This window comes from Rathayibacter sp. VKM Ac-2759 (assembly GCF_009834225.1).
Lineage (GTDB): Bacteria > Actinomycetota > Actinomycetes > Actinomycetales > Microbacteriaceae > Rathayibacter.
Genome location: NZ_CP047176.1, coordinates 2,983,600 through 3,009,351, shown reverse-complemented (window position 1 = coordinate 3,009,351; position 25,752 = coordinate 2,983,600). Strand labels below are relative to the sequence as shown.

The window sequence follows — 25,752 nt, the reverse complement described above, 5'->3', positions numbered from 1 at the left end:
CGCGATGAACGCGGACGAGAGGCCGGTCGTCCCCGGGGGCGACGACGCTCCCGAGGCGGTGGTGGCCGGTGCGCCGGCCCTGGAGGAGCGCGGCATCGACGAGCTGAGCGACTACCTCGACCGCGGGCGCATCCCCTACGACCCGGTGATCGAGGAGTCGCCCGAGCATCGGCGCACGCTGCGCGCCCTCGAGCGCGTGCGCGCACTCTCGACGGCGCTCATCGACGACGACGCCGAGCGCCTGCCCGCGCCCGACGAGAGCTGGTTCGGCTCGATCCTGACCCAGGCCCGCCGCGAGGCCCGCGCCGGGCGCGACATCCCGCTCGCCAGCGTCGAGCCGGACGTCTCGCTGACGATCACCGAGGGCGCCGTGCGCGGTCTCGTGCGCGAGGCCGGCGACAGCGTCCCCGGAGTGCTGGTCGGCCGCTGCCGCCTCCTCGGCGACATCGACGAGCCCGGGGTCGAGGTCGTGGTCGACGTGACGATCTCGGTGTTCTGGGGCGTCCCGATCGCGGAGGCGGCCCAGCAGGTCCGCGAGCGCATCCACTCCCGCCTGCTCACCCAGACCGAGCTGCGCGTCTCGACGATCGACGTGCGCGTCGAGGACGTCTACCTGCCGGGGGCGGAGGAGTCGTGACCGAGCTCACCTCCCGCACGCCGAGCGCCTCCGCGGCCGTCGCCGCACTGCTGCGACCGATCGAGGGCGTGGCGATGCTCGTTCCTGCCCGCGCCGACGTGCGCGACGTGATCGCCCACGCGGCGACGGCGCTCGCTCCGTCGACGGCGCCGCTCGCGGCGGGTCCGCTCGGGGCGGCGACCGGCGGCACGTTCGCCGAGCCGGTCCTGATCCGCGTCAGCGGAGACGAGGTCTCGGTGGCGGTCGATGTCTGCGTCGCTGCGGGGTCGTCGGCTCCCGATGTGGCCCGCACGGTCGGCGCGGTGGTCCGCGAGTGGTGCGTCGCCGAGCACTCCCAGCGGCGCGCGCGCATCACGGTGCGGATCGCGGCGGTCGACTAGAGCGTCGCGCTCAGCGCTGGGCTCAGCGCTGGGCGAGGAACGCCTCCGTCTCGGCGGCGGTCGGCGCCGACACCGCGGCACCGGGCCGTGTGACCGAGATCGCCGCGGCGGCCGTCGCCCAGCGGACCAGCGGGACCAGCGCCTCCGGATCGCCGAGGTCGGCGCCGCTCTCGGCGAGGCGGGCCGAGAACGCGCCGCAGAAGGTGTCGCCCGCCCCTGTGGTGTCGACGACCTCGACCCGGAACGCCGGAGCGACGACCGGCTCGCGGTCGCGGACGGCGATGACGACGCCGTCGGAGCCGAGCGTCACCAGCACCAGCGGCACGAGAGCCGTGAGCGCCAGCGCCAGGGCGGTGTCGTCTGCTGCTTCGATGCCGCGGTCGGCCGCGAGCTCGCGCGCCTCGTGCTCGTTGACGATCAGCACGTCGAGTGCGGCGAGCAGCTCCTCCGGCAGCGGCCCGATCGGGGCGGCGTTGAGGATCGTGCGGGCCGCCCCCGCTCGGGCCGCCTCGAGCACCGTCGCGACGGGGATCTCGAGCTGCAGGAGGAGCGCGGACGCGCCCTCGATCAGCGTCCGCTCCTCCGCCGTGAGGTCGAGCAGGGCGGCGTTGGCGCCGGAGTCGACCACGATCGCGTTCTCGCCGCGGTCGTCCACCGTGATCTGCGCGGTGCCGGTGCGCTCGTCGGTCCGGCGCGCGGCCAGCTCGAGCGGCTCCTCGGCGAGCACGCCCGCGAGCTCGTCGCCCGCCGCGTCGTGGCCGAGGCTGGTGATGAAGGCCGTGCCCGGGGCGGTGCGGGCCGCCGCGACCGCCTGGTTCAGGCCCTTGCCGCCGGGGAACGTGCGGTGGTCGAGGGCGAGCACCGTCTCTCCCGGGGCGGGGATGCGGGCGACGCGGTGCACGTGATCGAGGTTGGCGCTTCCGAGGACGACGAGGGGCATGCCCTCGACGTTAGAGCCTCCCGCCCCGGGCACGCGCAAGGGGGCTCCGCACGACGCCGCCCGCACCTACGGTGGAGGCATGGACACTCGAACTCTCGGACGCACAGGTGCGCCCGTCTCCGTCGTCGGCCTCGGAACCTGGCAGCTCGGTGCCGACTGGGGTGACGTCGCCGAGAGCGACGCCCTCGCGATCCTCGATGCCGCCGTGGAGTCGGGGGTGACGCTCTTCGACACCGCCGACGTCTACGGCGACGGCCGCAGCGAGCGCACCATCGGCGCCTACCGCGCCGCGCACCCCGACGCCGAGGTGTTCGTCGCGACGAAGATGGGCCGCCGCGTCGACCAGGTGCCCGAGAACTACGTGCTCCAGAACTTCCGCGCCTGGACCGACCGCTCGCGCACGAACCTCGGAGTCGACACGCTCGACCTGGTGCAGCTGCACTGCCCGCCCACCTCCGTCTACTCCGACGACGCCGTCTTCGACGCGCTCGACACCCTCGTCGCCGAGGGCGCCATCGCGAACTACGGCGTCTCGGTCGAGCGCACCCAGGAGGCGCTCACCGCTATCGCCCGCCCGAACGTCGCGAGCGTGCAGATCATCCTCAACGCGTTCCGCCTGAAGCCGCTCGACGAGGTGCTGCCGGCCGCCCGTGAGGCGGGCGTCGGGATCCTCGCGCGCGTGCCGCTGGCCTCCGGACTGCTCAGCGGCCGCTACACGACCGAGACCACGTTCGCTGCGGACGACCACCGCAACTACAACCGCGACGGCTCCGCGTTCGACGTCGGCGAGACGTTCTCGGGCGTCGACTTCGCGACCGGCGTCGAGGCGGCCCAGGAGTTCTCGCGCCTCGCCGCCGACCACGGACTCGCGCCGGCCACCGCCGCGCTCGCCTGGATCATCCAGCAGAGCGGAGTGACGGCCGTCATCCCCGGCGCCCGCTCGGTCGAGCAGGCGCGCGCGAACGCCACCGCCTCCGACGCGGCCCCCCTCGGCCCGGCCTTCATGGAGTCGGTGAACGCCCTCTACGACACCCACTTCCGCCCCGCGGTGCACCCCCGCTGGTAGCCGCCCGGCGCTGAGATGCCCGGAGGGGCTCGTTCTCCACCCCGGGAACGAGCCCTTCCGGGCATCTCAGTCGGGGCTGTGGAGAGGTTCGAGCAGGGGAGCGGGGCAGGCGTCAGCATGAGGGCGTGACAGCTGAGCTTCCCGAGGGCGTGTTCCGGGTGTCGGAGGGGTGCGCCGCCGGCGCGACGAGAGCTGCGATGCGCGCGGTCGAGGCGCCGGTGCGCGGAGTCCGAACGGTACGACCGGCGACCACTCTCGCCGACCGCTGCTCGGCGCTCCTGTACCGGCTCGGGAGGGAGGCCTTCGTCTGCGGCCCGACGGCCGCGCTGCTCTGGGGAGCCCCGCTCGAGCTCCGGTGGGAGCGACGGGGAGAGATCGACGTCGCCGTCGCCTTCCCGTTGCGCGCCCCGCACGCCACCGGCATCGCCGGACGGTCCCTCGCCCTCGACCCCTCCATCGAGGTGCTGTCCTACCCGCTCGGGCGGTTGACGACGCCGGCGCGCACCTGGTGCGATCTCGGCGTCGTCCTCGAACTGCCGGACCTCGTCGCCGTCGGCGACCATCTCCTGCACCGGGGGATCTGCACCGCGGAGGCGCTCCACGACGCGGTGGAGCGCTACCGCTCCCGGCGAGGCCTCCGCAGGGTCCGACAGGCGCTGGGCCTCCTCGATGCTCGAGCAGAGTCGAGACCCGAGAGCCTCGTCCGCGTCGCTCTCGTCCTCGCCGGGATCCAGGGCATCGAGGCGAACGTCGAGATCTACGACGCCGCGGTGTTCCTCGGACGAGTGGACCTCTGCATCGCCCGCGCCCGGGTGATCGTCGAGTACCACGGCGACTACCACAGGGTGGAGCGCGACCGCTGGCGCCGCGACCGCGCCCGGATCGGTCGCCTCCGCGCGGCCGGCTGGTTCGTCATCGAGCTCACGGGCGACGACCTCGCCGACCTCGCCTCCGTCGTCGCGCAGGTCCAGACGGCCGTTCGACGCTGAGATGCCCGGAAGGGCTCGTTCTCCGGCGAGAGAACGAGCCCTTCCGGGCGACTCAGTGAGGGGTCAGGAGCCGAGGGCTCCGTCGACGATCGTGCGGGCCTCGGCCTGCACCTCGTGCAGGTGGTCCAGGCCGCGGAAGCTCTCGGCGTAGATCTTGTAGACGTCCTCGGTGCCCGAGGGGCGCGCGGCGAACCACGCGTTCTCGGTGACGACCTTGACTCCGCCGACGCCCGCGCCGTTGCCCGGCGCCTTCGAGAGCTTCGCGATGATCTCCTCGCCGGCCAGCGTGGTCGCCGGGATCGCGTCGCCGTCGAGCTTGCCGAGCGCCGCCTTCTGCGCCTTCGTGGCCACGGCGTCGACGCGCTCGTAGACCGGGTCGCCGAACTTCTCCGTCAGCTCGCGGTAGAGCGCTGAGGGGCTCTTGCCCGTGACGGCCACGATCTCGGAGGCGAGCAGCGCCAGCAGGATGCCGTCCTTGTCGGTCGTCCAGACGGTGCCGTCGAAGCGGAGGAACGACGCGCCCGCCGACTCCTCGCCGCCGAAGCCGACCGACCCGTCGACGAGGCCGGGCACGAACCACTTGAAGCCGACCGGCACCTCCCAGAGGCGGCGTCCGAGCGACTCGGCCACGCGGTCGATGATCGAGGACGAGACGAGGGTCTTGCCGATCGCCGCGTCCTCGCGCCAGCCGGAGCGGTGGCGGTACAGGTAGTCGATCGCGACGGCGAGGTAGTGGTTGGGGTTCATCAGCCCGCCGTCGGGCGTGACGATGCCGTGGCGGTCGGCGTCGGCGTCGTTGCCGGTCAGGATGTCGTACTCGCCCGCGCGGGCGACGACCGAGGCCATCGCGCTCGGCGACGACGGGTCCATCCGGATCTTGCCGTCCCAGTCGAGGGTCATGAAGCCCCAGGCGGGGTCGACCTCGCCGTTGACGACGGTCAGGTCGAGCTCGTACATCTCGGCGATGAGCTGCCAGTAGTGCACGGAGGCGCCGCCGAGCGGGTCCGCTCCGATGCGCACGCCGGCCTTCTTGATGGCGTCGATGTCGATGATGTTCGCGAGGTCCGCGACGTAGTGGGTGCGGTAGTCGTAGGTCTCGACGGCGCTCGGCTCGGCCGACTTCACGTCGCGGTTGCCGTCGGCGATCAGCTCGTTGGCGCGGTTCGCGATCCAGGTCGTGGCGTCGGAGTCGGCGGGACCGCCGTGCGGAGGGTTGTACTTGAAGCCGCCGTCGCGGGGCGGGTTGTGCGACGGCGTCACGACGATGCCGTCGGCGCGGTCGGTGTGCGACGGGTCGTTGTTGTAGCGGAGGATGGCGTGGCTGAGCGCCGGAGTGGGCACGAAGTCGTCGAACTCGTCGACGAGCACCCGCACCCGGTTCGCGACGAGCACCTCGAGCGCCGTGGTCAGCGCCGGGCGCGAGAGGCCGTGGGTGTCGGCGCCGATGAAGAGGGGCCCGGTGATGCCCTCGTTCGTGCGGTACTCGACGATCGCCTGCGTCACTGCGGCGATGTGGTCCTCGTTGAAGGCCGTGTCGAAGGACGATCCGCGGTGCCCGGAGGTCCCGAAGACCACCTTCTGCAGCGGATCGGACACGTCGGGCTTGTTGTCGTAGTAGGCCCTCACGAGGGCTTCGACGTCGATGAGATCGGAGGCCTGTGCCGGCTTCCCTGCGCGATCGGTCATGGGGTCCATAGTGTCAGTCCCGGCCGCCGCGGCGCGCGCCTCTCGGGGAGTGCGCCTGGCTAGGCTGGCCGCCATGCCCGACAGCTCCTCGCATCCCCGTACCTACAGCTATCTCGGGCCCTCCGGCACCTTCACGGAGGCGGCGCTCGCGCAGGTTCCCGAGGCGCGCGGCCACGAGTGGCGCAGCGTGGCGAACGTGGGGGAGGCGCTGGGTGATCTGGTCTCGGGCCGCAGTGCTGGAGCGGTGATCGCGATCGAGAACTCGGTCGAGGGAGGCGTGACCGCCGCGCAGGACGCCCTCGCGAAGATCCCGGGGCTGCGCATCGTCGGCGAGTACCTCGTCCCGGTGTCCTTCATCCTCGTCGGCCGCCCCGGCACGCGCCTCGAGGACGTCCGCGTCGTCGCCGCGCACCCCGTCGCCTACGGGCAGTGCCGCCTCTGGCTCGACCGCGAGATCCCGAGCCACGAGTACCTGCCCGCGTCCAGCAACGTGCAGGCCACGATCGATCTGCTCGACGGGGCGCCCGCGCAGGCCGCGATCGCGCCTCCGGGGATCGTCGCCCACCACGACGTCGAGGTGCTGGCCGAGAAGATCGGCGACAACCCCCACGCGGTCACGCGCTTCGTGCACGTCTCGCGCTCGACCGCCCTCCCCGAGCCGACCGGCGCCGACAAGACCAGCCTCATCGTCGAGCTGCCCTCCGACGAGCCGGGCTCGCTCCTGGACATGCTCGAGCAGTTCGCCACCCGCGGGGTGAACCTGAGCATGATCCAGTCGCGCCCGATCGGGGACGCCCTCGGGCGCTACCGCTTCGTGATCGATCTGGACGGGCACGCCCACGACGAGCGGGTCGCGGACGCGCTGCTCGGGCTCCGCCGCTTCAGCCCCCGGGTGATCTTCCTCGGCTCGTATCCCCGCGCGGATCGCCGTCCGGTCTCGTACGTGCGACGCTACGACGACGAGGTGTTCATCGAGGCCCGCGACTGGCTGCGCGGGATCCTGAGCAACGAGCCGGAGGTCGATGATGACGGAGCGCGACGGTAGCGACCGGACGACGGTGGATCCGCGGTACGACGCGGCGTTCCAGCGCGGTTTCGCGGGCGGGGTGGACCGGGTGCGCGGCGACGAGCGCGCGTTCGCCCGGCCGGGGACGGGGCCGTCCCGGCCTGCCGCGAGCGTCGCGGGCCTGCCGCAGATCGCCGCGGTCGCCGACACGCGCCGATCCCGTCGGGAGTCGGGGCCGGTGCGTCTCCCCGCGAGCGGGGACCTGCCCGCCACCCTCCCGTCGGGCCCCGAGACGCCGTGGGAGCCGGGCGTCACCGAGGCGGCGCCCCGGCCGGCCGCAGCGGCTCCCGCGCCGCGCGAGGCCCCGCTCCTGCGCAACCCCTGGCTCCTGGCACTGCTGCTCGCGGGCCTGGCCGGCAGCGCCCTCGGGCTGTTCGTGCTCTACACCGGCTACTCGTCGCCGCCCGCGTCCTACTACGGCGACTCCGACACACCGTCTCCGGCGTGGATCCAGCGGCAGATCCTCTACTACGCGTCGATCCCGCTCCTGGGCTGCCTGCCGGGCTCGCTGCTGCTGGCGATCGCGGTCGGGGCGCTGAAGTGGCGGGGCAGAGCGGTCCCGGAGGACCGGGTCCCGGAGGATCAGATCCCGGAGGCGCCGAACAGCAGCCCGAGCAGGTAGGTGACGAGGGCCGCTCCGTAGCCGATCCCGAGCTGGCGCATCGCGCGGGCGAGGGGCGGGGCTCCCGAGAGCAGTCCGACGATCGCGCCGGTCGCCAGCAGGGCGATGCCCACCAGCACCGAGGCGAGGATCACGGCCGCCAGTCCCGTCATGCCGAACAGGTAGGGCAGCACGGGGATGATCGCGCCGGAGGCGAAGAAGCAGAAGCTCGAGAGCGCGGCGCCCATGCCCGTGCCGACCGACTCGTGCTCGTCGATCGACGGGTCGGCCTTCGGCCCGCCGAGGGTGATCGGCGAGGTGGGCGCGGCGCCACCGCGCAGCCCCGAGAAGACGGAGGTGGCGCGGGCGTCGGCCTCCTCCTGCGTCATGCCGCGAGCGCGGTAGACGAGGGCGAGCTCGTTCGCGTCGACGTCGAGGTCGGGGACCACGCGGTTGGTGTCGAGATCGGGGTGCGAGGCCGAGAGCAGCTCGCGCTGCGAGCGCACCGAGACGAACTCTCCCGCGCCCATCGAGAGGGCGCCCGCGAGCAGTCCCGCGATGCCGGTGAAGAGCACGACGCTCGTCGCGACTCCGCTCGCCCCGACACCGAGGACCAGGGCCAGGTTCGAGACGAGCCCGTCGTTCGCGCCGAAGACCGCGGCGCGGAAGGTGCCTGAGAGCCTGCTGCGTCCGCGCTCGGCGAGTCCGCGCACGACCTCGCCGTGGATCCGCTCGTCGGCGGCCATCGCCTCGGTCGCGTCGTCGTCGTCGGCGTAGGGCGAGCGGGCCTCGGCGCGCTGGATCAGCGCGAGCACGAAGACCGAGCCGAAGCGGCGGGTGAGGAAGCCGAGCAGGCGCGTGCGCGCATCCGGCCGGGGGGAGGGCTCGGCCGCCGGACCGAGGAGCTCGCGCCAGTGCTCCTCGTGCCGGCCCTCGGCGGCGGCGAGGGAGAGCAGGATCTCGCGCTCCTCGCCGGTGCGGCGCTTCGCGAGATCGCGGTACGTCGCGGCCTCGGCGAGCTCGTCGGCGAGGTAGCGCCGCCAGCGGCGGATCTGGGTCGGGGTGGGCGCCGGAGCGGTGCTCGCCATGGGATCTCCTGGAGTAGGGCCCCGCCGACCCGCGCGAGAGGACCGGTCAGGACGGACGTCGACTGACCGAAGGTCTCGCTCGCCCGCATCCGATGATGATCCGGGTGGCGCGCCGGGCCCGGATCGTTCCGGACCAGCATGTCGACGCACACTCTGTGTCCGCTCAGCGGACGGTGGGAGCTACTCCCCTTCGCGGCATCCACCGTAGCCGAGTTCGGCCGCGGGCGCCTCCCCGCGGCTAGGGTCTGTGGGCGGGGGGAGGTCGCCGATGACCGCAGGGAGCGCCGAGTCGCGCCGACGCATCGGCGAGCTCGAGGAGCGCGCGAGGGAGTCGCTGTCCTGGTTCGTCGCCGACTACTACGGCGCCGTCGCGGGTGGGCACCTCGAGCGCGACGCCGACCTCGCCGCGTGGGACGCGATCCGCTTCCGTCCGGCGGCCCTGCGCGGCGCGCTCGCGGCGTCGTCCACGACCACCGTCCTCGGCACGAGCGTCGCGACTCCGCTGCTCATCGCGCCGATGGCGCAGCAGGTGGCGGCCGACCCCCGCGGCGAGATCGCGATGGCGGAGGCGGCGGCGCGGGCGGGCACTCTCCTCGGGGTCTCGACCAACACGGCCGTGCCCTTCCCGCGCATCGCGGCGGAGGGGGCGCCCTGGTGGTTCCAGGTCTACCTGCTCGCCGAGGCCGATGTGACGCGCGCGCTCGTCGAGCGTGCCGCCTCCGCCGGGGCCCGCGCCCTGATGCTGACCGTCGAGGTGCCCGTGCTGCGCGGCGATCGTCCCGGGATCGAGCCGCTGTCCTGGCCCGACGTCCCCGGCCGTGCGCGGCTCGGCAACCTGACGGAGGCCGAGCGCGAGCGGGTGCTGGGGCGGCCGACCCCGAACCCCGGTCTCGACGACATCGGGCGGCTCGCCGCGGTCTCGGGCCTGCCGGTGCTGGTCAAGGGCGTGCTGCGCGGGGAGGACGCGCGGCGCGCGGTCGACGCCGGCGCCTCCGGAGTGGTCGTGTCGACGCACGGCGGGCGGCGGATGGACGGCTCGGTGACCGCGGTCGGCGCGCTCGCCGAGGTGGTCGACGCAGTCGGTGCCGAGGTCGAGGTCTACGTCGACAGCGGAGTGCGCTCGGGCAGGCACCTGCTCGCCGCCCTCGCGCTCGGAGCACGCGCCGCGTTCATCGGCCGCCCTGTGCTGTGGGCGCTCGCCGCGGGCGGGGCCGACGAGGTCACTGGGCTCCTCGCGCTGCTCGGCGACGAGTTCCGGGTGATGCTGACGCAGTCCGGAGTCGCGTCGCTGGAGGACCTGGAGGGTCTGGCCGTCGCGCCGTGACCCGGGTCAGCTCTGCGCGGCCGTGCTCACGAGCAGCGAGCCGGGGTCGATGCTGATCCGCACGGCCGAGGCGATCCCGAACTCGTCGCCGTCGAGCTGGATCTCCTGCGGCTCGTCCATCCGGATGCGGATGTCCTCACCGCGGAGGTAGGTGACCTGGCGCGCGTCCTTCCCCAGGTCGATCAGCTTGCGGCCGGCGGCGGAGCGGCGGAGCACCCCGTTCTCCCACGTGAGGGTGTTCCAGACCTTCAGCCAGCCGAACGGACCGCGGGGCCGCAGTGCGACGATGTCGAGCACTCCGTCGTCGGGCTCGGCGTCGGGGATGAGCAGGATCCCGCCGGGCAGGACCCCGCAGTTGCCGATCATCACCGAGTGCACCGAGACCGAGCGCGACGGCGACCCGTCGAGCGAGTACCGCAGCTTCACGGGTCCGAGCTCGGCCAGGGCCCTCACCCCGCCGTCGACGTAGGCGAGCCAGCCGACGGCCTTCTTCAGCGTCGTGCTGGTCTTCGCGATCATCTTCGCGTCGATGCCCAGGCCCGCCATCACGACGAACGCGTGCTCCTGACGGGCGCCGTCGGGGCGCTCGATCTCGACGAGCCCCGTGTCGATCCGACGAGCGTGCCCGCCGAAGGCCACCCGCACCGCCTCCTCGAAGCCCAGCGGGAGACCGAGATTGCGCACGAGCAGATTGCCGGTGCCGAACGGGACGACCGCGAGCGCCGTCTCCGAGCCGCGGAGCCCCTCCGCCACCGCGCGCACCGTGCCGTCGCCGCCCACCGCGAGGACGACGTCGACGCCCGAGGCGGAGGCCGCCCTGGCCTGCGTGCCGCCCGGCTCCGAGGGCGTCGTCTCGAACCAGACCGTCGGGTCCCAGCCGTGCGCCTGCTCGGCCGAGGACACGAGCTGACGGAGCCGGGCCTGGTCGCCCTTGGTGGGGTTGGCGACGACCGCCGCGCGTCGTGCTCCGGTCGAGGTCATGCCGGTCACGCTAGCGGGAGGCTCCTGGGGCTAGACCCGGGCGCCCGCCCGCCGGGGCCGCTCGGCGCGCCGGCGCTGCCGCTCGTGCTCCGCGTCGAGCAGCGCGCGAGTCGCGGGGACGGCCAGCAGCTCGACCAGCGTCTCGGTCTCCTCGGCCGCGCGCTCGATGCGGTGCACGGCGTCGGTGCGGAGCAGGCGCTTGGCCGCCGCCGCCACGTGGGCCGGGCGCGCGGCGAGCGCGTCGACGCGCTCGCGCACCCGGGCGGCGAGCTCGGCGCGGGGGACGACCTCGGTCACGAGCTGCCACTCCAGGGCCTCGCTCGCGCGGACCGGCCGACCGGAGAGCACGAAGTCCAGCGCCCGCCTCCGGCCGATCGCCCGGGGGAGTGAGTCGGTCACTCCGCAGTCGGGCACGAGCCCGACATCGCCGTAGGCGCTCAGGAACGCGGCCGCGGGAGTCGCGACCACGATGTCGGCCGCGAGGGCGAAGGCGATGCCGGCCCCCGCCGTCATCCCGTCGATCGCGCAGACGACGACCTTGCCGGTCGTCTCGAGCAGGTGGAACGCCTCCGCCGCCGTCGTGGCGAGGTCGCGCAGGTACTCGTCGGGGCGGGGCGCGCTCATGATCGCCGAGACGTCGCCTCCGGTGCAGAACGCGCGGCCGGTGGACTCGACGAGGATCACCGAGCAGGCAGGGTCGGAGTCGAGCTCGAGCACCGCGCGCAGCAGGAGGTGCGCGGTGGCGAGGTCGAGGGCGTTCAGCGCGTCGGGTCGGTCGAGCAGGATGCGGCCGACGGGGCCGTCGCGCTCGATGCGGAGGGAGGGGCTGTGCTCGGGGGGAGTGTCCGGGGTCGTCATAGGTCGTGGATGCGCCTTCTTCGGGTGGGGCGGGGGTCTCGGACTGTTCGCAGCCCTCCCCTCGAACGGATCGGAGCGCTCGGCCGATCATCAGGTGCCCCGGGTCGACCCACAGGCGCGTCTACACTGCTGGGGTGATTGATCCCGTACTTCTGCGCGAGAACCCGGACGTCCTGAAGCGCTCGCAGGAGGCGCGCGGCGACTCCGTCGAGCTCGTCGACCAGGCGCTCGAGGCCGATCGCGTGCGCCGGTCGAGCATCACCGAGGCGGAGCGGCTGCGCGCCGAGCAGAACGCCTTCGGCAAGACCGTGGCGAAGGCTCCGAAGGACGAGAAGGCGGCCCTCGTCGCCGAGGCCCAGCGTCTCGCCGCCGACGCCAAGGCGGCGCAGACGGAGGCGGCCGAGGCCGACGAGCGCTTCACCGCCCTCGTGAAGCGCATCGCCAACCCGATCATCGACGGCGTTCCGGCGGGTGGCGAGGAGTCGTTCGACCTGCTCCGCACCGTCGGCGAGCGCCCCGTCTTCGACTTCGCCCCGCGCGACCACCTCGAGATCGGCGAGCTGCTCGACGGCATCGACATGCAGCGCGGCGCCAAGGTCAGCGGCGCGCGCTTCTACTTCCTCAAGGGAGTGGTGGCACGGCTCGAGATCGCGCTGATGAACCTCGGCCTCGAGCGGGCCATCGAGGCGGGCTTCGTCCCGATGATCACGCCCACGCTCGTGCGCCCCGAGATCATGGACGGCACCGGGTTCCTCGGCGAGCACGACGACGAGGTGTACCGCCTCCGCGACGACGACCTGTACCTCACCGGCACCAGCGAGGTGGCGCTCGCCGGCTACCACAGCGACGAGATCCTCGATCTCGCGGGCGGCCCCAAGCGCTACGCGGGCTGGAGCACCTGCTACCGCCGCGAGGCCGGCTCGGGCGGGCGCGACACCCGCGGCATCATCCGCGTCCACCAGTTCTCGAAGCTCGAGATGTTCGTCTACGCCCTCCCCGAGGACGCGGAGGCCGAGCACCAGCGTCTCGTCGCCCACCAGGAGGCGATGCTGCAGAGCCTCGGTCTGCACTACCGCGTCATCGACGTGGCCGCGGGAGACCTCGGGCAGAGCGCGGCGCGCAAGTTCGACGTCGAGGCGTGGGTCCCCACCCAGGACGCCTACCGCGAGCTCACCTCGACCTCGAACTGCACCACCTTCCAGGCCCGCCGCCTCGACACCCGCTACCGCACGGAGTCGGGGAGGACGGCTCCGGTCGCCACCCTCAACGGGACGCTCGCGACCACCCGCTGGATCGTGGCGCTCCTCGAGACGCACCAGCGCGCCGACGGCTCGGTGCTCGTGCCCGAGGCGCTGCGCCCGCACCTCGGCGGCCTCGAGGTCCTCGAGCCGGTCCGCACGGCATGAGCACCGCCTCCGGCCGGCGCCTGATCGCGCTCGACATCGACGGCACCGTCATGCACGAGGACGGCACCATCACCGACGCCGTGAGCGGTGCGATCGCCGATGCGGTCGCCCGCGGCGACGAGGTCATGCTCGCGACCGGCCGCTCGCCCGCCTCGACCCTGCCGGTCGTCGCCCGGCTCGGCATCGCGCCCGAGTACGTGGTCTGCTGCAACGGCGCGGTCACCCTCCGCCGCGACGCCGACGGCGAGTACGTCCCCGACGTGGTCGAGACCTTCGACCCGACCGGCGTGCTGCAGAACATCCGGCGCTTCCTGCCCGACGCGCACTACGCCGTCGAGGACGCCGACGGCGCCTTCTTCTACACCGAGGCGTTCCCCGGAGGCGCGGTGATGGGCGTCGAGACCACCCACGTGCCCTTCGAGGAGCTGCTCGGCCGGCTCTGCACCCGCGTCGTCGTGATCTCTCCCGAGACGGGCATCGACGAGTTCTCGGAGCTCGTCGAGCAGATGGGCCTGCACCAGGTCAGCTACGCGATCGGCTGGACCGCCTGGCTCGACATCGCCCCGCACGGCGTGAACAAGTCGACCGCGCTCGAGCTGGTGCGCCAGGAGCTCGGCATCGACCGCGCCGATGTCGTCGCGCTCGGCGACGGCCGCAACGACATCGAGATGCTGACGTGGGCCGCCGAGCAGGGGGCGGGCCTCGCGATGGGGCAGGCTCCGGAGGAGGTGCGCGCGGTCGCGTCGGCGATCCTGCCGACCGTGCACGAGGACGGCGTCGCGGCGGCGCTGGACGCGCTGCGCTGACGGGCTCCCCGCCCGGAAACGCCCGTCGGTTACTATCGACTGTCTCTCCCCGCGGGGAGCGGCAGGGAGGGCTGTCCGAGCGGCCGATGGAGCCAGTCTTGAAAACTGGTGGGCAGAGATGTCTCTAGGGTTCGAATCCCTAGCCCTCCGCTCCGAGGAGTCGTCGGACGGCGTCCCTCCTGCACGCGGTCCTGTCGCCGGCGACGCTCCGTCCGGGCACGTCCGCAAGCCCCCGTGGCGTCGAGGCAGGCGCGCTACTCTCGTTACTCAGCCAGCTGACTAACCGAGGAGCGACATGACCGACACAGCCCACGCCACCCGCGCCGACCGCATCCGGCAGTCGGCCGTCGCCGTCAGCGCCGTGCTCGCGCTCGTCGGCTCGTTCATCGGCTCGGGAGCCGCGGGCGGCACGCAGATCCAGGACGCCGCCGGGGGCGCCCTCAGCGCCTCCTCGACGCCCGTCGCGCCGGACGGCCCGGCGTTCGCGATCTGGAGCGTCATCTACCTGGGGCTCATCGCCTATGCGATCTGGCAGTTCCTGCCCTCGCAGGCCACCCGCGACCGCCACCGCCGGCTCGGCTACTGGGCGGTCGCGAGCCTGCTGCTCAACGCCGCCTGGATCCTGGTCGTGCAGGCGGGCCTCCTCGCGCTCAGCGTCGTGGTGATCGTCGTCCTCCTCGCCGTCCTCGCCCGGATCTTCGTGATCCTCCGCTCGACCCGCTCCGGCGGCGTCGTGGACGCGGTCGTGACGGACGGGACGTTCGGCCTGTACCTCGGCTGGGTGTGCGTGGCCACCGCGGCCAACGTCGCGGCGGCCCTCGTCGGTGCCGGCGTCGGCAGCGCCGACGGGCCGGGTGCCGCCGTCTGGGCGGTCGTCGTGCTGATCGTCGCCGCGCTGGTCGGGCTGGCGCTCGCCGTCGCCGGCCGCGGCCGCATCGCCCCGATGCTGTCGCTGTGCTGGGGACTCGTGTGGGTCGCGGTCGGACGCTTCGGCGGCGAGCTCGTCTCTGTTCCCGCGGGGATCGCGGCGCTCGTCGCGGCGGCCGTGGTGCTCATCGCGACCCTCCTCCTCCGCTTCACCGCGACGCGTCGCGAGGGCGCACTGCGCCCGGCCTGATGCGCGCGGACGGAGCGGCTCCCTCCTCTCGGGGGAGCCGCTCCGTCGTGAGCGCTACGCGCCGCACCCTCCGAGCGTGAGCTGCGATCCGGTGTCGAGGGTGATCGAAGCGACCGTGTCGGTCGCGCCGGCGATCCGGAACCAGAGCGAGCGGCCCTGCGCATCCTTCAGCGAGTAGACCGCCTCGGTCGCCACGGGTTCCTCCTCCGTGATCTCCGGGTAGGCGGCCAGGAGCTCCGCCCGGGTCGAGCCCGGCGTGATCCCCGCCGCGGTCCGCGGAAGCGACGCAGGACTCTGCACGCCGTCGCCGTCCACGTAGTTCGCGACCGTGATGAGGTCCACGGCGCCCGACTCGTCAGGATCGACCATGAGGAACGCCCAGGTGTTCTCCGCGACGTCCCTCTTGTCCGAGAGGCAGCCCTCGAAGCCCCAGTCGAAGGGCACGAGCGCTGTCGTGTCGAGCTCGGCCACGGCGTCCTCCATCGGCGCGCCGTAGGCGATCGGCCCGACTCCCTCGAAGCCGATGACCCACGAGCTCAGGTCGACGGCGGCGGGGGTCGGCTCCGGAGCCGGCGGCGGCGCAGGGGTGGTCGTCGGTGTCGGCGTGGGGGTCGGCGTGGGGGTCGCGGTCGGCGTCTCGACCGGGGCGGGCGCGGCGACCGGGATCTGGATGATCCCCGTCAGCGCCATCGCGACTCCGCCGCCCGAGACGAGCAGCGCGGCGAGCACCAGCCCGATGAGCAGCGAGGCCCGGGTGCGGAGGGACGGACGCGACTTCTCGGCGCGGGCGGTCTCGACGATCATGGCGCGGATGGCGCGATCGCGGTCGGGGTCGAGGACGGGCTTGTCGTTCATCGTGCACCTCCATCGGTGGCTGCATCGGCCGTGAGGTCGGTGATCAGGGTGGCGAGCTTCACTTTCGCCCGGGACAGGCGCGACTTCACCGTGCCGACGGGGACGCCGAGCACGCGCGCGGCCTCGGCGATCGGCATCTCGGCGATGACGCACAGCGAGAGGACGTCCTGGTCGCGGGCCGCGAGGCCGGCGAAGGCGCTGCGGATCGCCTCCCGGCGCGGCGCGGTGTCGATGCGCTCGCCCGCCGCGTCCGAGAAGTCCTCCTGGTGGCTCGGCTCGGGGAGCCGGCCGAGCGCGAGCTGGTGGCGTCGACGGGAGCGGTCGACGTCGCGGGCCACGTTGTTGGTCGTCGCCAGCAGCCAGGGGAGGGGGGAGCCGTCGACGAGGCGGATCGCGGTGCGCTTGCGCCACGCCTCCAGGAAGACGAGCGCGGTGATGTCCTCGGCGTCGTGCAGCGCCCGGGTGTGCCGGAGCGCGTGCCAGAAGACGCGGAGCCTGTACGTGTCGTAGAGCCTGCCGAAGCCGTCCGGATCTCCCGTGAGGACGTTCGCCCACGAGGATTCGGCGGTGTCCCGCGGCGGAGAGGAAGTGGTCATGACGGGATATGTCCGCTCGCTCGAATCGGTTCCCTCGGGCCGGGGCGGGAGGTGGCGGAGGTCTGTCGTGACCGGTCCGGGTGAGGTCCGGGGCGACTCTGGGTAGTATGGCCCGACGCGGACAGGGCGATCCCTCCGCGAGTCCCTGCTCCACCTCCGGCCGGATGCGTCCCGATCCGCCCACCACCGCCAGCACTCGAGACGAACGGGAGACGGATGCGCAGGACGCGCCCTTCGACGGAGCCCTCCGCCGCGGACGAGTCGGCGCGCACGCCGCGACCCTTCGTGCGGCACGGGCGCCAGAAGCGGCACAGCCTCGCGCGCACGCTCGTGAAGGCCGCCGCGACGATCTCCGGAGTCGGCGTCGTCGCCTCCGTCTCGGTCGTCGCCATCGCCGCGACGCTGCTCGTGCAGTCGGCGCAGCCGTCGGTCGATCTGCATCCGGTCGCCGCCGGGTCGAGCGTCGAGGCGGCCGCCGCGGTGCCCGAGATCGGCGCGCTGGAGGGCGGCTTCAACGTCCTCATCGTCGGCAGCGACTCGCGGCAGGGCCAGGGCGACGCCTACGGCGACCCCGACGAGGAGACGAGCGTCCTCAACGACGTGAACATGCTGATGCACGTCTCGGCCGACCACAGCAACGCGACCGTCGTGAGCTTCCCCCGGGACATGTACGTCGACATCCCCTCGTGCGTGAACGCGGCGACCGGGGAGACGATCCCCACCCGCTACGACACCAAGATCAACGAGGCGATGGGCAAGGACATCAGCCTCGGCTGCGTCGCCGGAGTCGCCGAGGACCTCCTCGGCGTCCGGGTCGACTACGGCGCCGTCGTGCAGTTCAACGGTGTCATCGAGATGTCGAACGCGGTCGGCGGAGTCGACGTCTGCGTCGCCACCGAGATCGCGGACCCCTACACGAACACCTACCTCGAGCCGGGCACGCACACCCTCGAGGGGATGGCGGCCCTGCAGTTCCTCCGCAGCCGCCACGGCATCGGCGACGGCAGCGACCTCACCCGCATCAGCAACCAGCAGGTGTTCCTCTCGGCGCTGGTGCGCCAGATCAAGAGCTCCGACACGCTGCTGAATCCGGTCGCCCTCTACGGGCTGGCCAAGGCGGCCCTCAGCAACATGACGCTGTCGACCGAGTTCAACAACGTCAACACGATGGTGCAGATGGGGCTCGCCCTCAGCGACGTCGACCTCGCGAACGTCGTCTTCGCGCAGTACCCGACCGGTGCGGTCTCGAGCGGAGTGGTCCCGGACCGCGCGGCCGGCGACCTGCTCGCCGCAGCGCTCCAGTCGGATCAGCCGATCGCGCTCACCGGCGGGACCGGTGCGGGAGCGGTCGTCGAGGGCGAGGCCTCCGCCACGTCGGCGCCGGCGCCCGCAGCGGGCCCCGCCACGACCGACCCCGTCGCGACCGCCGAGGCGACCCCCGGCACTCCGGCCGACCCCGCGACCCCCGCGGAGGAGACGAAGGTCGCCGTGCCCGTCACCGGTCAGAGCGCCGACCAGCAGACCTGCTCGGTCGGGTTCTTCGGCTGACCCTCTGCGCCGGCCCCGCCGCGCCGGCTCCTCGGCGCCGACTCACAGGCGCCTGCTCCGGTGCGCGGAGCCGCCGTCGGGGATCGCCGGGTACGCTCCTCCTCGAACCGCCCCGCCGGCGAGACCTCACGTCGTGAGCCGCGCCGGACGCCCGAGAGAGAGTACGTCCTGATGAGCGAACCCGCTGCGACCCGGAGGACCGCCGCCCGGCACGGTCGCCTCCGACCTCAGAGCGGGCTGCGCTTCGCGGCGCGGATCCTCGCGGCGTGCGTCGGCGTCGGCGTCCTCAGCACGGTCTGCATCGTCGCCATCGCGGTGTCGATGATCGCCGGGAGCGCCCGTCCCTCGGTCGATCTCGACGTCGGCTCGACCGACGGCTCCACCGCCGTGCCCGAGATCGGCGCCATCGAGGGCGGAGTCAACATCCTGCTCGCGGGCAGTGACAGCGCGGAGGGCTCGGCCGAGGGCGCCTACGGCGACCGCTCCGAGAACCTCAACGACGTGACGATGCTGATGCACATCTCCGAGGACCACTCGACCGTGGAGGTCATCAGCTTCCCCCGCGACATGTACGTGCCGATCCCCTCGTGCACCGACCCGACGACGGGCGCGGTCTCCGATCCGCTCCGCTCGGCGAAGATCAACACGTCGCTGAGCTACGGCGGCCTCGCCTGCACGGTGCAGACGGTCGAGCAGCTCACGGGCCTCGAGATCCCGTACGCGGCGCTGATCCAGTTCGAGGGCGTCATCGAGATGTCGAACGCCGTGGGCGGAGTCGACGTCTGCGTCGCCTCGCCGATCGAGGACGAGTACACCGGTCTGAACCTGCCCGCGGGCACGCACACGCTGGTCGGCGCCGAGGCGCTCGCGTTCCTCCGCACCCGGCACGGCGTCGGCGACGGCAGCGACCTCACCCGCATCTCGAGCCAGCAGGTCTACCTGTCGTCGCTCGTGCGCAAGGTGAAGAGCGCCTCCACGCTGTCGAACCCGGTCGCGCTCTACGGTCTGGCCAAGGCCGCCGTCTCGAACATGCAGCTCTCGACCTCGCTCGAGAACGTCAACACCATGGTCTCCATCGGCCTGGCCGTGAAGGACGTCGACCTCGCGAGCGTCGTCTTCGTGCAGTACCCCACCTACATCGACGGCAACGGCGTCTACCCGAGCGAGGAGGCGGCGGGTGCTCTGAACGCCGCGCTGCTGGCCGATCAGCCGATCGCGCTCACCGGCACGACGGGCGGCGGATCGGAGTCGACCGGCACGGCCACGTCGGACCCGGCGGCGACCTCGGACCCCGCGGCGACCGACCCGGCGACCACCGATCCGGCGGCGACGGCGGACCCGGCGACGCCCGCCCCCGAGGCGACCGTCGCTCTGCCGAGCGACGTGTCGGGTCAGACCGCCGAGCAGGAGACCTGCACCGTCGGCCGCACGCTCGACGAGCAGTAGGCCGCACCCTCACGGTCGGTCCGGCGGGTGTCACGCCCGCCTCACGGGTGCGGTTATGATGGTCGTCGTGCGTTCGCCTGGCGAGCGCTCAGGAGACGTCGCATAGTCCGGTCGAGTGCACCACCCTGCTAAGGTGGAGAACCCTTTATTGGGTTCCGTGGGTTCAAATCCCACCGTCTCCGCACTCCCTCGAAGGCCCTGCAGCTGCGGGGCCTTCCGTGTTCCCGGGGTCGTCCGGGCCCGGGCCGTTCCTACGCGTGCCGCCCTCGGCGGCTACCCTGATCGGATGCGCAGCCCGATCCTCGACGCCCTGTCCGCTCCGCCCGCCCGACGCGAGATGCAGTCGATCCGCGGGGCGCTGGCCGAGATCGCGGTGGGCGACACGGCCCGCGTCCTCGTCCGCTCGCCCCGGTACGGCCTGTACGGCATCGAGGGCGTCGTGCGCCGCGCGGTCGGAGGCGAGCTGGTCGTCGCCGACGTGTTCCTCAGCACCGGGACCGAGATCCAGAGCATCGCGCTCGCGGGCGAGAGCGCCGACGACACCGGCGAGGGCGACCGCTCCGCCGAGGGCCTCGCTCACGGCGACCCGGTGCGCGTCACCTTCTCCACTCCGACGATCGGCTCCTTCACCGTCACCGGGCCGCTGACCGCGGGCGGACGCGACGGCTTCCTCCTCGTCGGCAGCTGGATCGTCGCCGACGGCGCCGAGGCCGGCCGGCACGTCGACCGCATCGAGCGGCTCACCGACCTCGACTTGCACGTCAAGCACGTCCCCGGGCACCGCTCGGCCGTCGAGGAGTAGACCGCCCTCAGGTCTGGCAGTGCGGGCACCAGTAGGTGACCCGCAGCTGCAGCTCGTCGTCGCCGAGCTCTCCGCGGAGGATCGGGGTGCGGCAGCGCCGGCACGGCTTGCGGTCGCGGCCGTAGACCCAGAGCTGCTGGCCGGGGCGGAGGTTGCCGGTGGTCGTGCGCTCGATGCGCTCGCGGTTGACGGTGATCAGCTTCTTCGCGAGGGCGATCGTGCGCACGAGGTCGCCGCTCTCGCCGACCGGGCGGGTGGGCAGCACCCCACGGAGGAAGCAGAGCTCGGCGCGGTAGACGTTGCCGAGTCCGGCCATGATCCGCTGGTCGAGCAGGGCGAGGCCGATCGGGCGCTCGGGATCGGCCGAGAGGCGCCGGAGCGCCTCCTCGGAGTCCCAGTCGGGGCCGAGGAGGTCGGGGCCGAGGTAGCCGACGACGTCCTCCTCCGCGGTGCGGGGCACGATCTCGAGGAGCCCCAGCTCGAAGCCGACGGCCTGCCACTCGGCGGTCTCGAGGACGATGCGCGCCTGGAACGCGGGCCGGTGCCACTTCGGCCGCTCGCCGCCTCCGATCGGGTAGAGGTGCCAGCTGCCCTCCATCTTGAGGTGGGAGTGGATGACGGCGTCGCCGACGCGCATCAGCAGGTGCTTGCCGCGCGGCACGACCGAGTCGATCGTCTCGCCGGTGAGGTCGACGGTGGCGAACTTCGACACGCGCACGTCGCACCGGGTCAGGACCTGGCCGTCGAGCGCCTCGGCGAGGTTGTGCGCGGATCGGTAGACGGTGTCACCCTCGGGCACGGAGGCTCCCCTCGCGGCTCACGCGCGCATCCTCAGGCCCCGCGGATTGGCGACGAAGCCGGCGGCGGTGAGGGCGTCGCCGAGCGGCGTGCCGAGGGCGAAGACTCCGTCGATCTTCTCGACGGTGAGCTTCTCGACCCCGCGCGAGCGCACCAGCCCGCTGAGGGCGCCGGCCGCGCCGGCGAGGGCCGCCTCGTCGTCGGTGAAGGTGAGGGCCGTCTTGCCGCCGCGCTCGAGGTAGACGGCGAGCGCACCGTCGACGATCGCGACGAGCGCGCCGGCCTTCCGCCCCGGCCGGTGGCCCTCGCCCTGCGGCCAGGGCAGGGCGGCGCCGAACGGGTTCGCGGGGTCGGTCGCCGCCAGGGCGAGGACGGGCCGCGGACGCTCGCGCACCTCGTCCTGCGGCACGAAGGTGCGGAGGCGGTCGACGCTCCCCGCGGTGCCGAACTGCGCGGCACCGAGCTTCTCGATGAAGTAGCCGCGCCGGGCGCGCCCCTGCTGCTCGAAGCCGCTGAGGACCTTGTAGGCCAGCGCGAAGCCTCCGAGCACCCCCTCGGCCTGCACGGAGCCGCGCGTCACGATGCCGTAGCGCTCGAGGAGCGTCTCGCCGAGGGCGTGCCCCCGGATCGTCGGGTCGGACTCGGCCAGCGGGACGATCGACCAGCGGCCGCCCGCGGTGGGCGGGCCGACGCGGGTCACCATGGTCGGGCGGGCGGTCGTGCGCCCCCGCTGCGCGCGGGCTCGGGCGGGCGCGCGCGGCTGGCGGTGCGCGCCTCCGGTCGAGCCGACGAGGGTGCGCAGCGGAGCGAGCGTGTCGTTGGTCAGCAGGCCCGCCCAGACGAGCTCCCACAGCGCCTCGACGAGCGTCGCGTCGTCGGTCGAGCCGACGGCGTCGGAGAGCTGACGGAAGAAGTAGCCGCCGCCCGAGCCCAGCACGCCCACGATCTCCTGCTGCAGCTCGCCGAGCGGGACCGCCTCGCCGGCCGGGATCGGCAGAGTGAGCCCGGCGGTGTCGGCGAGGTGCAGGCTCACCCAGCCGTCGTTGCCGGGCAGGGTGCCCGCGCCGGCCCAGAGCACCTCGCCGGTCGCGGTGAGCTCGTCGAGCATGGCGGGGGAGTAGTCGCGCACCCGCGCGGGCAGGATCAGCGACTCCCACGCCGACGCCGGGATCGGCGCTCCCGCGAGCTGGTCGACCACGGAGGCGACGCCGTCGATGCCGCGGAGCGAGCCGCCGACGTGCTGCCAGGCGGGGAGGAAGCGGCCGTAGGTGGCCGCGTCGACGGGTTCGACCTCCTTGCGCAGCGCGGCGAGCGAGCGGCTGCGCAGGCGCCGCAGGACCTCGGCGTCGCACCACTCGGTGCCCGTGCCGTCGGGGCGGAACTCGCCCTCGGTGACGCGGCGCTCGCCCGAGAGGCGGCGCAGCGTGTCGGTGACGACCGCGACTCCGAGGCCGAGCCTCGTCGCGACGGCGGGCGCGGCGAACGGACCGTGCGTCCGGGCGTAGCGCGCCACGAGGTCGCCCAGCGGATCGCGCACCGGGTCGATGAACGCCACGGGCACGCCGATCGGGAGGGGCACGCCCAGCGCGTCGCGCAGGCGCGAGGCGTCCTCCATCGCCGCGTAGCGCTGCTCGCCGCCGATGCCGACGGGCAGGACCCGCTTCGTGCGCACGAGCTCGGCCACGTGCGCGTCGAGCGTCTCGCGCGCGAGCGGAGGCGCGGCGGCGACGTCGGCCGAGGAGACCGACTCGTCCACGAGGCGCTCGCCGAGCTCCTCGATCGTCAGGGGCCCCAGCAGGCGGAGGAGGTCGGCGGCGCCCTCGAGACCGCGCAGCCGCCGCTCCGGCTCCACCCGCTGCAGCTCGCGCTCGATCTGCGCGAGCACCGCCGGGTCGAGCAGCTCGCGCAGCTCGGCGCGTCCGAGGAGCTCGCCGAGCAGGGCCGCGTCGACCGAGAGGGCCGCCGCGCGGCGCTCGGCCAGCGGGCTGTCGCCCTCGTACATGAACGCGGCGACGTAGCCGAACAGCATCGAGCGGGCGAACGGACTCGCGGTCGGGGTCTCGACCTCGAGGATCCGCAGCTCGCGGCCGTCCAGTCGCGCGGCGAGCCGGAGGAGGGCGGGCAGGTCGTAGACGTCCTGGAGGCACTCGCGCACGGTCTCGAGGATGATCGGGAACGTCGGGTAGGTGCGCGCCACGTCGAGCAGCTGCGCGGCGCGCTGGCGCTGCTGCCAGAGCGGGGAGCGCTTGCCGGGGTTGTAGCGCGGCAGGAGGAGCGCCCGCGCCGCGCACTCCCGGAACCGCGCGGCGAACAGGGCGGAGCCGCCGACCTCGCTCGTGACGAGCTGCTCGAGCTCCTCGCGCTCGAAGAGGAACAGCTCGGCTCCCGGGGGCTCGGACTCGGTGTCGGGGATGCGGACGACGATGCCGTCGTCACCGGCCATCGCCGCGCCGTCGACTCCGTGCCGCTCGCGCACCCGCGCGCCCACCGCGAGCGCCCACGGTGAGTGGACCTGCATGCCGTAGGGGGAGTGCAGCACGAGCCGCCAGTCGCCGAGCTCGTCGCGGAAGCGCTCGAGCACGAGGGTGCGGTCGTCGGGGATCTGCCCGGTGGCGATCCGCTGCTCGTCGAGGAAGGACAGCAGGTTGCTCGTCGCGAAGGCGTCGAGCCCGGCGGCCGCGCAGCGCTCGCGCGCCGGGTCGGGGGCGGCGCCGCCGATCTCGCGGGTGAACGCGCCGATCGCCTCGCCGAGCTCGGCGGGGCGGCCCTGCGAGTCGCCCTTCCAGAACGGGAGGCGCCCCGGCTCGCCGAACGCCGGGGTCACGATCACGCGGTCGTAGGTGATCTCCTGGATCCGCCAGCTCGTCGCGCCGAGCGCGAAGACGTCGCCCACGCGGGACTCGTAGACCATCTCCTCGTCGAGCTCGCCCACGCGGTTGCCGGTCGAGCCGGGCTCGCCGACCATGAACACCCCGAAGAGCCCGCGATCGGGGATGGTGCCGCCGCTCGTCACGGCGAGCCGCTGCGCGCCGGGTCGGCCCGTCAGCGTGTTGGCGTCGCGGTCCCACACCAGCCGCGGCCGGAGCTCCGCGAACTGGTCGGAGGGGTAGCGCCCCGAGAGCAGGTCGAGCGTCGCCTCGTAGGCCGAGCGCGGCAGCGAGACGAAGGGCGCGCTGCGGCGGACGGTGTCGAACCACTCGTCGACGTCGAGCGCGTCGAGCGCGGTGGCGGCCACGGTCTGCTGCGCGAGGATGTCGAGCGGGTTCGCGGGCACCGAGATCGCCTCGATGAGGCCCGTGCGCATCCGCTCGGTGGTGACGGCGGAGTGCAGCAGATCGGCGCGGTGCTTGGGGTAGAACGAGCCGCGCGAGATCTCCCCGACCTGGTGTCCGGCGCGGCCGACGCGCTGGAGGGCGCTCGCCACCGAGGGCGGGGTCTCGACCTGGACGACCAGGTCGACGGCGCCCATGTCGATGCCCAGCTCGAGGCTCGACGTGGCGACGACGCAGCGCAGCCGGCCCGACTTGAGGTCGTCCTCGATGATCGCGCGCTGCTCCTTGCTCACCGAGCCGTGATGCGCGCGGGCGAGGAGCGGCTCGTCCTCGGGAGCCGACTGACCGGAGCCGCTGGTCGCACCCGAGGCCCCCATCGCCTCGGCGGGGGCTCTGCGCGGAGCCGACGACCCGGCGGCCTGCTCGAGGAGCGCGCCGACGGGCACCGGCTCGCCCGCCTCGCGCCGATCGGCGGCCGCGGTCTCGCGGCGCTCGGCGTAGATCTCGTTGAGCCGCGCGGTCAGCCGCTCGGCGAGCCTCCGGGAGTTGGCGAAGACGATGGAGGAGGTGTGAGCGAGCACGCGGTCGACGATCGACTCCTCGATGTGCGGCCAGATCGACCCGCTCTGCGGACCGGTCGCCCCCATCGTCGACCCCTCCTGCTGCGTGGTCGCGCCGAGCTCGGACATGTCCTCGACCGGGACGACGACGCTGAGGTCCCAGCGCTTCTCGGAGGCGGGCGCGACGATCTGCACGGGCGAGCGGCCGGCCAGGAACCGGGCGACCTCCTCGCGCGGGCGCACCGTCGCCGAGAGGCCGATGCGCTGCACCGGCTTCGGGAGGAGGGCGTCGAGCCGCTCGAGCGACACCGCGAGGTGCGCGCCGCGCTTCGTCGACGCGACGGCGTGCACCTCGTCGACGATGACGGTCTCGACTCCGCGCAGCGACTCGCGCGCGGCCGAGGTCAGCATGAGGTAGAGCGACTCGGGCGTCGTGATCAGGATGTCCGGCGGGGTCTTCTGCAGCACCCGCCGCTCGGCCGCGGGGGTGTCGCCCGAGCGGACGCCGACGGTGACGGTGGAGGGGGCCGTGCCGATGCCCTCGGCGCTCAGCCGCAGGGCCGTCTGCGTGACTCCGACGAGCGGGGAGCGCAGATTCCGCTCCACGTCGACTCCGAGCGCCTTGAGCGGCGAGACGTAGAGCACGCGGGTGCGGTGCTGCGGATCCTCGGGGGGCGGCCCCTGCACCAGCCTGTCGATCGCCCAGAGGAACGCCGACAGCGTCTTGCCCGAGCCGGTCGGGGCGACCACCAGGGCGTGCGAGCCGCTCGAGATCGCCGTCCACGCGCCCTCCTGCGCCGAGGTGGGCGCCGGGAACGCGCCCTCGAACCACGCGCGCGTGGCGGGGGAGAAGCGATCGAGGACGTTCGGCATGCGTTCATCCTCCCTGCCACTACCGACACTGCCCCGGGCGTCCGCCGAGGGCAAACC

General features: G+C 73.4%; 22 protein-coding genes and 2 tRNA genes. 15 read left to right on the top strand and 9 right to left on the bottom strand.

The window, feature by feature from the left end; genetic code table 11:
• The first annotated feature begins 4 nt into the window (after positions 1-4).
• Together GSU68_RS14030 and GSU68_RS14025 are read left to right on the top strand one after the other, a co-directional pair.
• Positions 5-637 (top strand): Asp23/Gls24 family envelope stress response protein, encoded by a 633-nt coding sequence (locus tag GSU68_RS14030; protein ID WP_159909296.1) that lies wholly within the window; start codon positions 5-7, stop codon positions 635-637.
• Positions 634-1,017, top strand: a complete 384-nt coding sequence (locus GSU68_RS14025; protein WP_159909294.1) for a hypothetical protein — start codon at positions 634-636, stop codon at positions 1,015-1,017. The genes GSU68_RS14030 and GSU68_RS14025 overlap by 4 nt, the downstream gene beginning before the upstream one ends.
• A gap of 22 nt (positions 1,018-1,039) precedes the next feature.
• Here the strand turns inward: GSU68_RS14025 and GSU68_RS14020 are convergent, their stop codons facing one another.
• Entirely contained in the window at positions 1,040-1,957 is a 918-nt protein-coding gene (locus tag GSU68_RS14020) for a ribokinase (protein ID WP_159909292.1), read from the bottom strand.
• Between the two features lie 79 nt (positions 1,958-2,036).
• On the opposite strand from GSU68_RS14020, the gene GSU68_RS14015 reads away from it, so the two are divergent.
• Positions 2,037-3,023 carry an aldo/keto reductase gene (locus tag GSU68_RS14015; RefSeq protein WP_159909290.1) on the top strand — a complete coding sequence of 329 codons (987 nt, stop codon included), beginning with the start codon at positions 2,037-2,039 and terminating at the stop codon, positions 3,021-3,023.
• Between the two features lie 125 nt (positions 3,024-3,148).
• Entirely contained in the window at positions 3,149-4,012 is an 864-nt protein-coding gene (locus GSU68_RS14010) for a DUF559 domain-containing protein (RefSeq protein ID WP_159909288.1), read from the top strand.
• Between the two features lie 63 nt (positions 4,013-4,075).
• Here GSU68_RS14010 and pgm read toward each other — a convergent pair whose 3' ends face one another.
• Complete coding sequence (gene pgm, locus GSU68_RS14005; RefSeq protein ID WP_159909286.1) at positions 4,076-5,698, bottom strand: phosphoglucomutase (alpha-D-glucose-1,6-bisphosphate-dependent); 1,623 nt, start codon at positions 5,696-5,698, stop codon at positions 4,076-4,078.
• A 73-nt stretch (positions 5,699-5,771) separates the two neighbouring features.
• Between pgm and pheA the strand changes: the two genes are divergently transcribed.
• Together pheA and GSU68_RS13995 are read left to right on the top strand one after the other, a co-directional pair.
• Positions 5,772-6,743, top strand: coding sequence for a prephenate dehydratase (pheA, locus tag GSU68_RS14000; RefSeq protein ID WP_159909284.1), 972 nt, complete (start codon positions 5,772-5,774; stop codon positions 6,741-6,743).
• Between the two features lie 13 nt (positions 6,744-6,756).
• Entirely contained in the window at positions 6,757-7,386 is a 630-nt protein-coding gene (locus GSU68_RS13995; protein WP_159909282.1) for a hypothetical protein, read from the top strand.
• Here the strand turns inward: GSU68_RS13995 and GSU68_RS13990 are convergent.
• Positions 7,347-8,453, bottom strand: coding sequence for a VIT1/CCC1 transporter family protein (locus GSU68_RS13990; RefSeq protein WP_159909280.1), 1,107 nt, complete (start codon positions 8,451-8,453; stop codon positions 7,347-7,349). The genes GSU68_RS13995 and GSU68_RS13990 overlap by 40 nt on opposite strands.
• Positions 8,454-8,721: 268 nt before the next feature.
• Here GSU68_RS13990 and GSU68_RS13985 point away from each other — a divergent pair, with 268 nt between their 5' ends.
• Positions 8,722-9,777, top strand: coding sequence for an alpha-hydroxy-acid oxidizing protein (locus GSU68_RS13985; RefSeq protein WP_159909278.1), 1,056 nt, complete (start codon positions 8,722-8,724; stop codon positions 9,775-9,777).
• 6 nt (positions 9,778-9,783) lie between these two features.
• On the opposite strand, the gene GSU68_RS13980 is transcribed toward GSU68_RS13985, so the two are convergent.
• Together GSU68_RS13980 and GSU68_RS13975 are read right to left on the bottom strand one after the other, a co-directional pair.
• Entirely contained in the window at positions 9,784-10,758 is a 975-nt protein-coding gene (locus tag GSU68_RS13980) for a diacylglycerol kinase family protein (RefSeq protein WP_159909276.1), read from the bottom strand.
• Between the two features lie 30 nt (positions 10,759-10,788).
• Entirely contained in the window at positions 10,789-11,616 is an 828-nt protein-coding gene (locus GSU68_RS13975; RefSeq protein ID WP_159909274.1) for an enoyl-CoA hydratase/isomerase family protein, read from the bottom strand.
• Between the two features lie 134 nt (positions 11,617-11,750).
• Here GSU68_RS13975 and serS point away from each other — a divergent pair, with 134 nt between their 5' ends.
• The 4 genes from serS (at position 11,751) to GSU68_RS13955 (ending at position 14,945) form a co-directional block, all read left to right on the top strand.
• The gene (gene serS / locus GSU68_RS13970) at positions 11,751-13,022 is read left to right on the top strand and encodes a serine--tRNA ligase (protein WP_159909272.1); all 1,272 of its coding nucleotides are present in this window, start codon (positions 11,751-11,753) and stop codon (positions 13,020-13,022) included.
• Positions 13,019-13,828 carry an HAD family hydrolase gene (locus tag GSU68_RS13965; protein ID WP_159909270.1) on the top strand — a complete coding sequence of 270 codons (810 nt, stop codon included), beginning with the start codon at positions 13,019-13,021 and terminating at the stop codon, positions 13,826-13,828. Before serS ends, GSU68_RS13965 begins: the two co-directional genes overlap by 4 nt.
• Before the next feature lie 65 nt (positions 13,829-13,893).
• Positions 13,894-13,978, top strand: a tRNA-Ser gene (locus tag GSU68_RS13960).
• A 145-nt stretch (positions 13,979-14,123) separates the two neighbouring features.
• Entirely contained in the window at positions 14,124-14,945 is an 822-nt protein-coding gene (locus GSU68_RS13955) for a tryptophan-rich sensory protein (RefSeq protein ID WP_159909268.1), read from the top strand.
• Between the two features lie 54 nt (positions 14,946-14,999).
• Here the strand turns inward: GSU68_RS13955 and GSU68_RS19895 are convergent, their stop codons facing one another.
• Together GSU68_RS19895 and GSU68_RS13945 are read right to left on the bottom strand one after the other, a co-directional pair.
• Entirely contained in the window at positions 15,000-15,800 is an 801-nt protein-coding gene (locus GSU68_RS19895; protein ID WP_244259285.1) for a hypothetical protein, read from the bottom strand.
• On the bottom strand, positions 15,797-16,396 hold the full coding sequence (locus tag GSU68_RS13945; RefSeq protein ID WP_159909266.1) for an RNA polymerase sigma factor: 600 nt from the start codon (positions 16,394-16,396) through the stop codon (positions 15,797-15,799). Before GSU68_RS13945 ends, GSU68_RS19895 begins: the two co-directional genes overlap by 4 nt.
• A 216-nt stretch (positions 16,397-16,612) precedes the next feature.
• Between GSU68_RS13945 and GSU68_RS13940 the strand changes: the two genes are divergently transcribed.
• The 4 genes from GSU68_RS13940 (at position 16,613) to GSU68_RS13925 (ending at position 20,192) form a co-directional block, all read left to right on the top strand.
• A complete protein-coding gene (locus tag GSU68_RS13940) occupies positions 16,613-17,944 on the top strand; it encodes an LCP family protein (RefSeq protein WP_159909264.1) in 1,332 nt (443 codons plus the stop codon).
• A gap of 171 nt (positions 17,945-18,115) precedes the next feature.
• Positions 18,116-19,390 (top strand): LCP family protein, encoded by a 1,275-nt coding sequence (locus GSU68_RS13935; RefSeq protein WP_159909262.1) that lies wholly within the window; start codon positions 18,116-18,118, stop codon positions 19,388-19,390.
• A 91-nt stretch (positions 19,391-19,481) separates the two neighbouring features.
• Positions 19,482-19,572, top strand: a tRNA-Ser gene (locus GSU68_RS13930).
• A 104-nt stretch (positions 19,573-19,676) separates the two neighbouring features.
• Positions 19,677-20,192 carry a hypothetical protein gene (locus tag GSU68_RS13925; RefSeq protein WP_159909260.1) on the top strand — a complete coding sequence of 172 codons (516 nt, stop codon included), beginning with the start codon at positions 19,677-19,679 and terminating at the stop codon, positions 20,190-20,192.
• 7 nt (positions 20,193-20,199) lie between these two features.
• Here GSU68_RS13925 and GSU68_RS13920 read toward each other — a convergent pair whose 3' ends face one another.
• The gene (locus GSU68_RS13920; RefSeq protein ID WP_159909258.1) at positions 20,200-20,991 is read right to left on the bottom strand and encodes a DNA-formamidopyrimidine glycosylase family protein; all 792 of its coding nucleotides are present in this window, start codon (positions 20,989-20,991) and stop codon (positions 20,200-20,202) included.
• Between the two features lie 18 nt (positions 20,992-21,009).
• The gene (locus GSU68_RS13915; protein ID WP_159909256.1) at positions 21,010-25,695 is read right to left on the bottom strand and encodes an ATP-dependent helicase; all 4,686 of its coding nucleotides are present in this window, start codon (positions 25,693-25,695) and stop codon (positions 21,010-21,012) included.
• Positions 25,696-25,752: the final 57 nt, after the last annotated feature.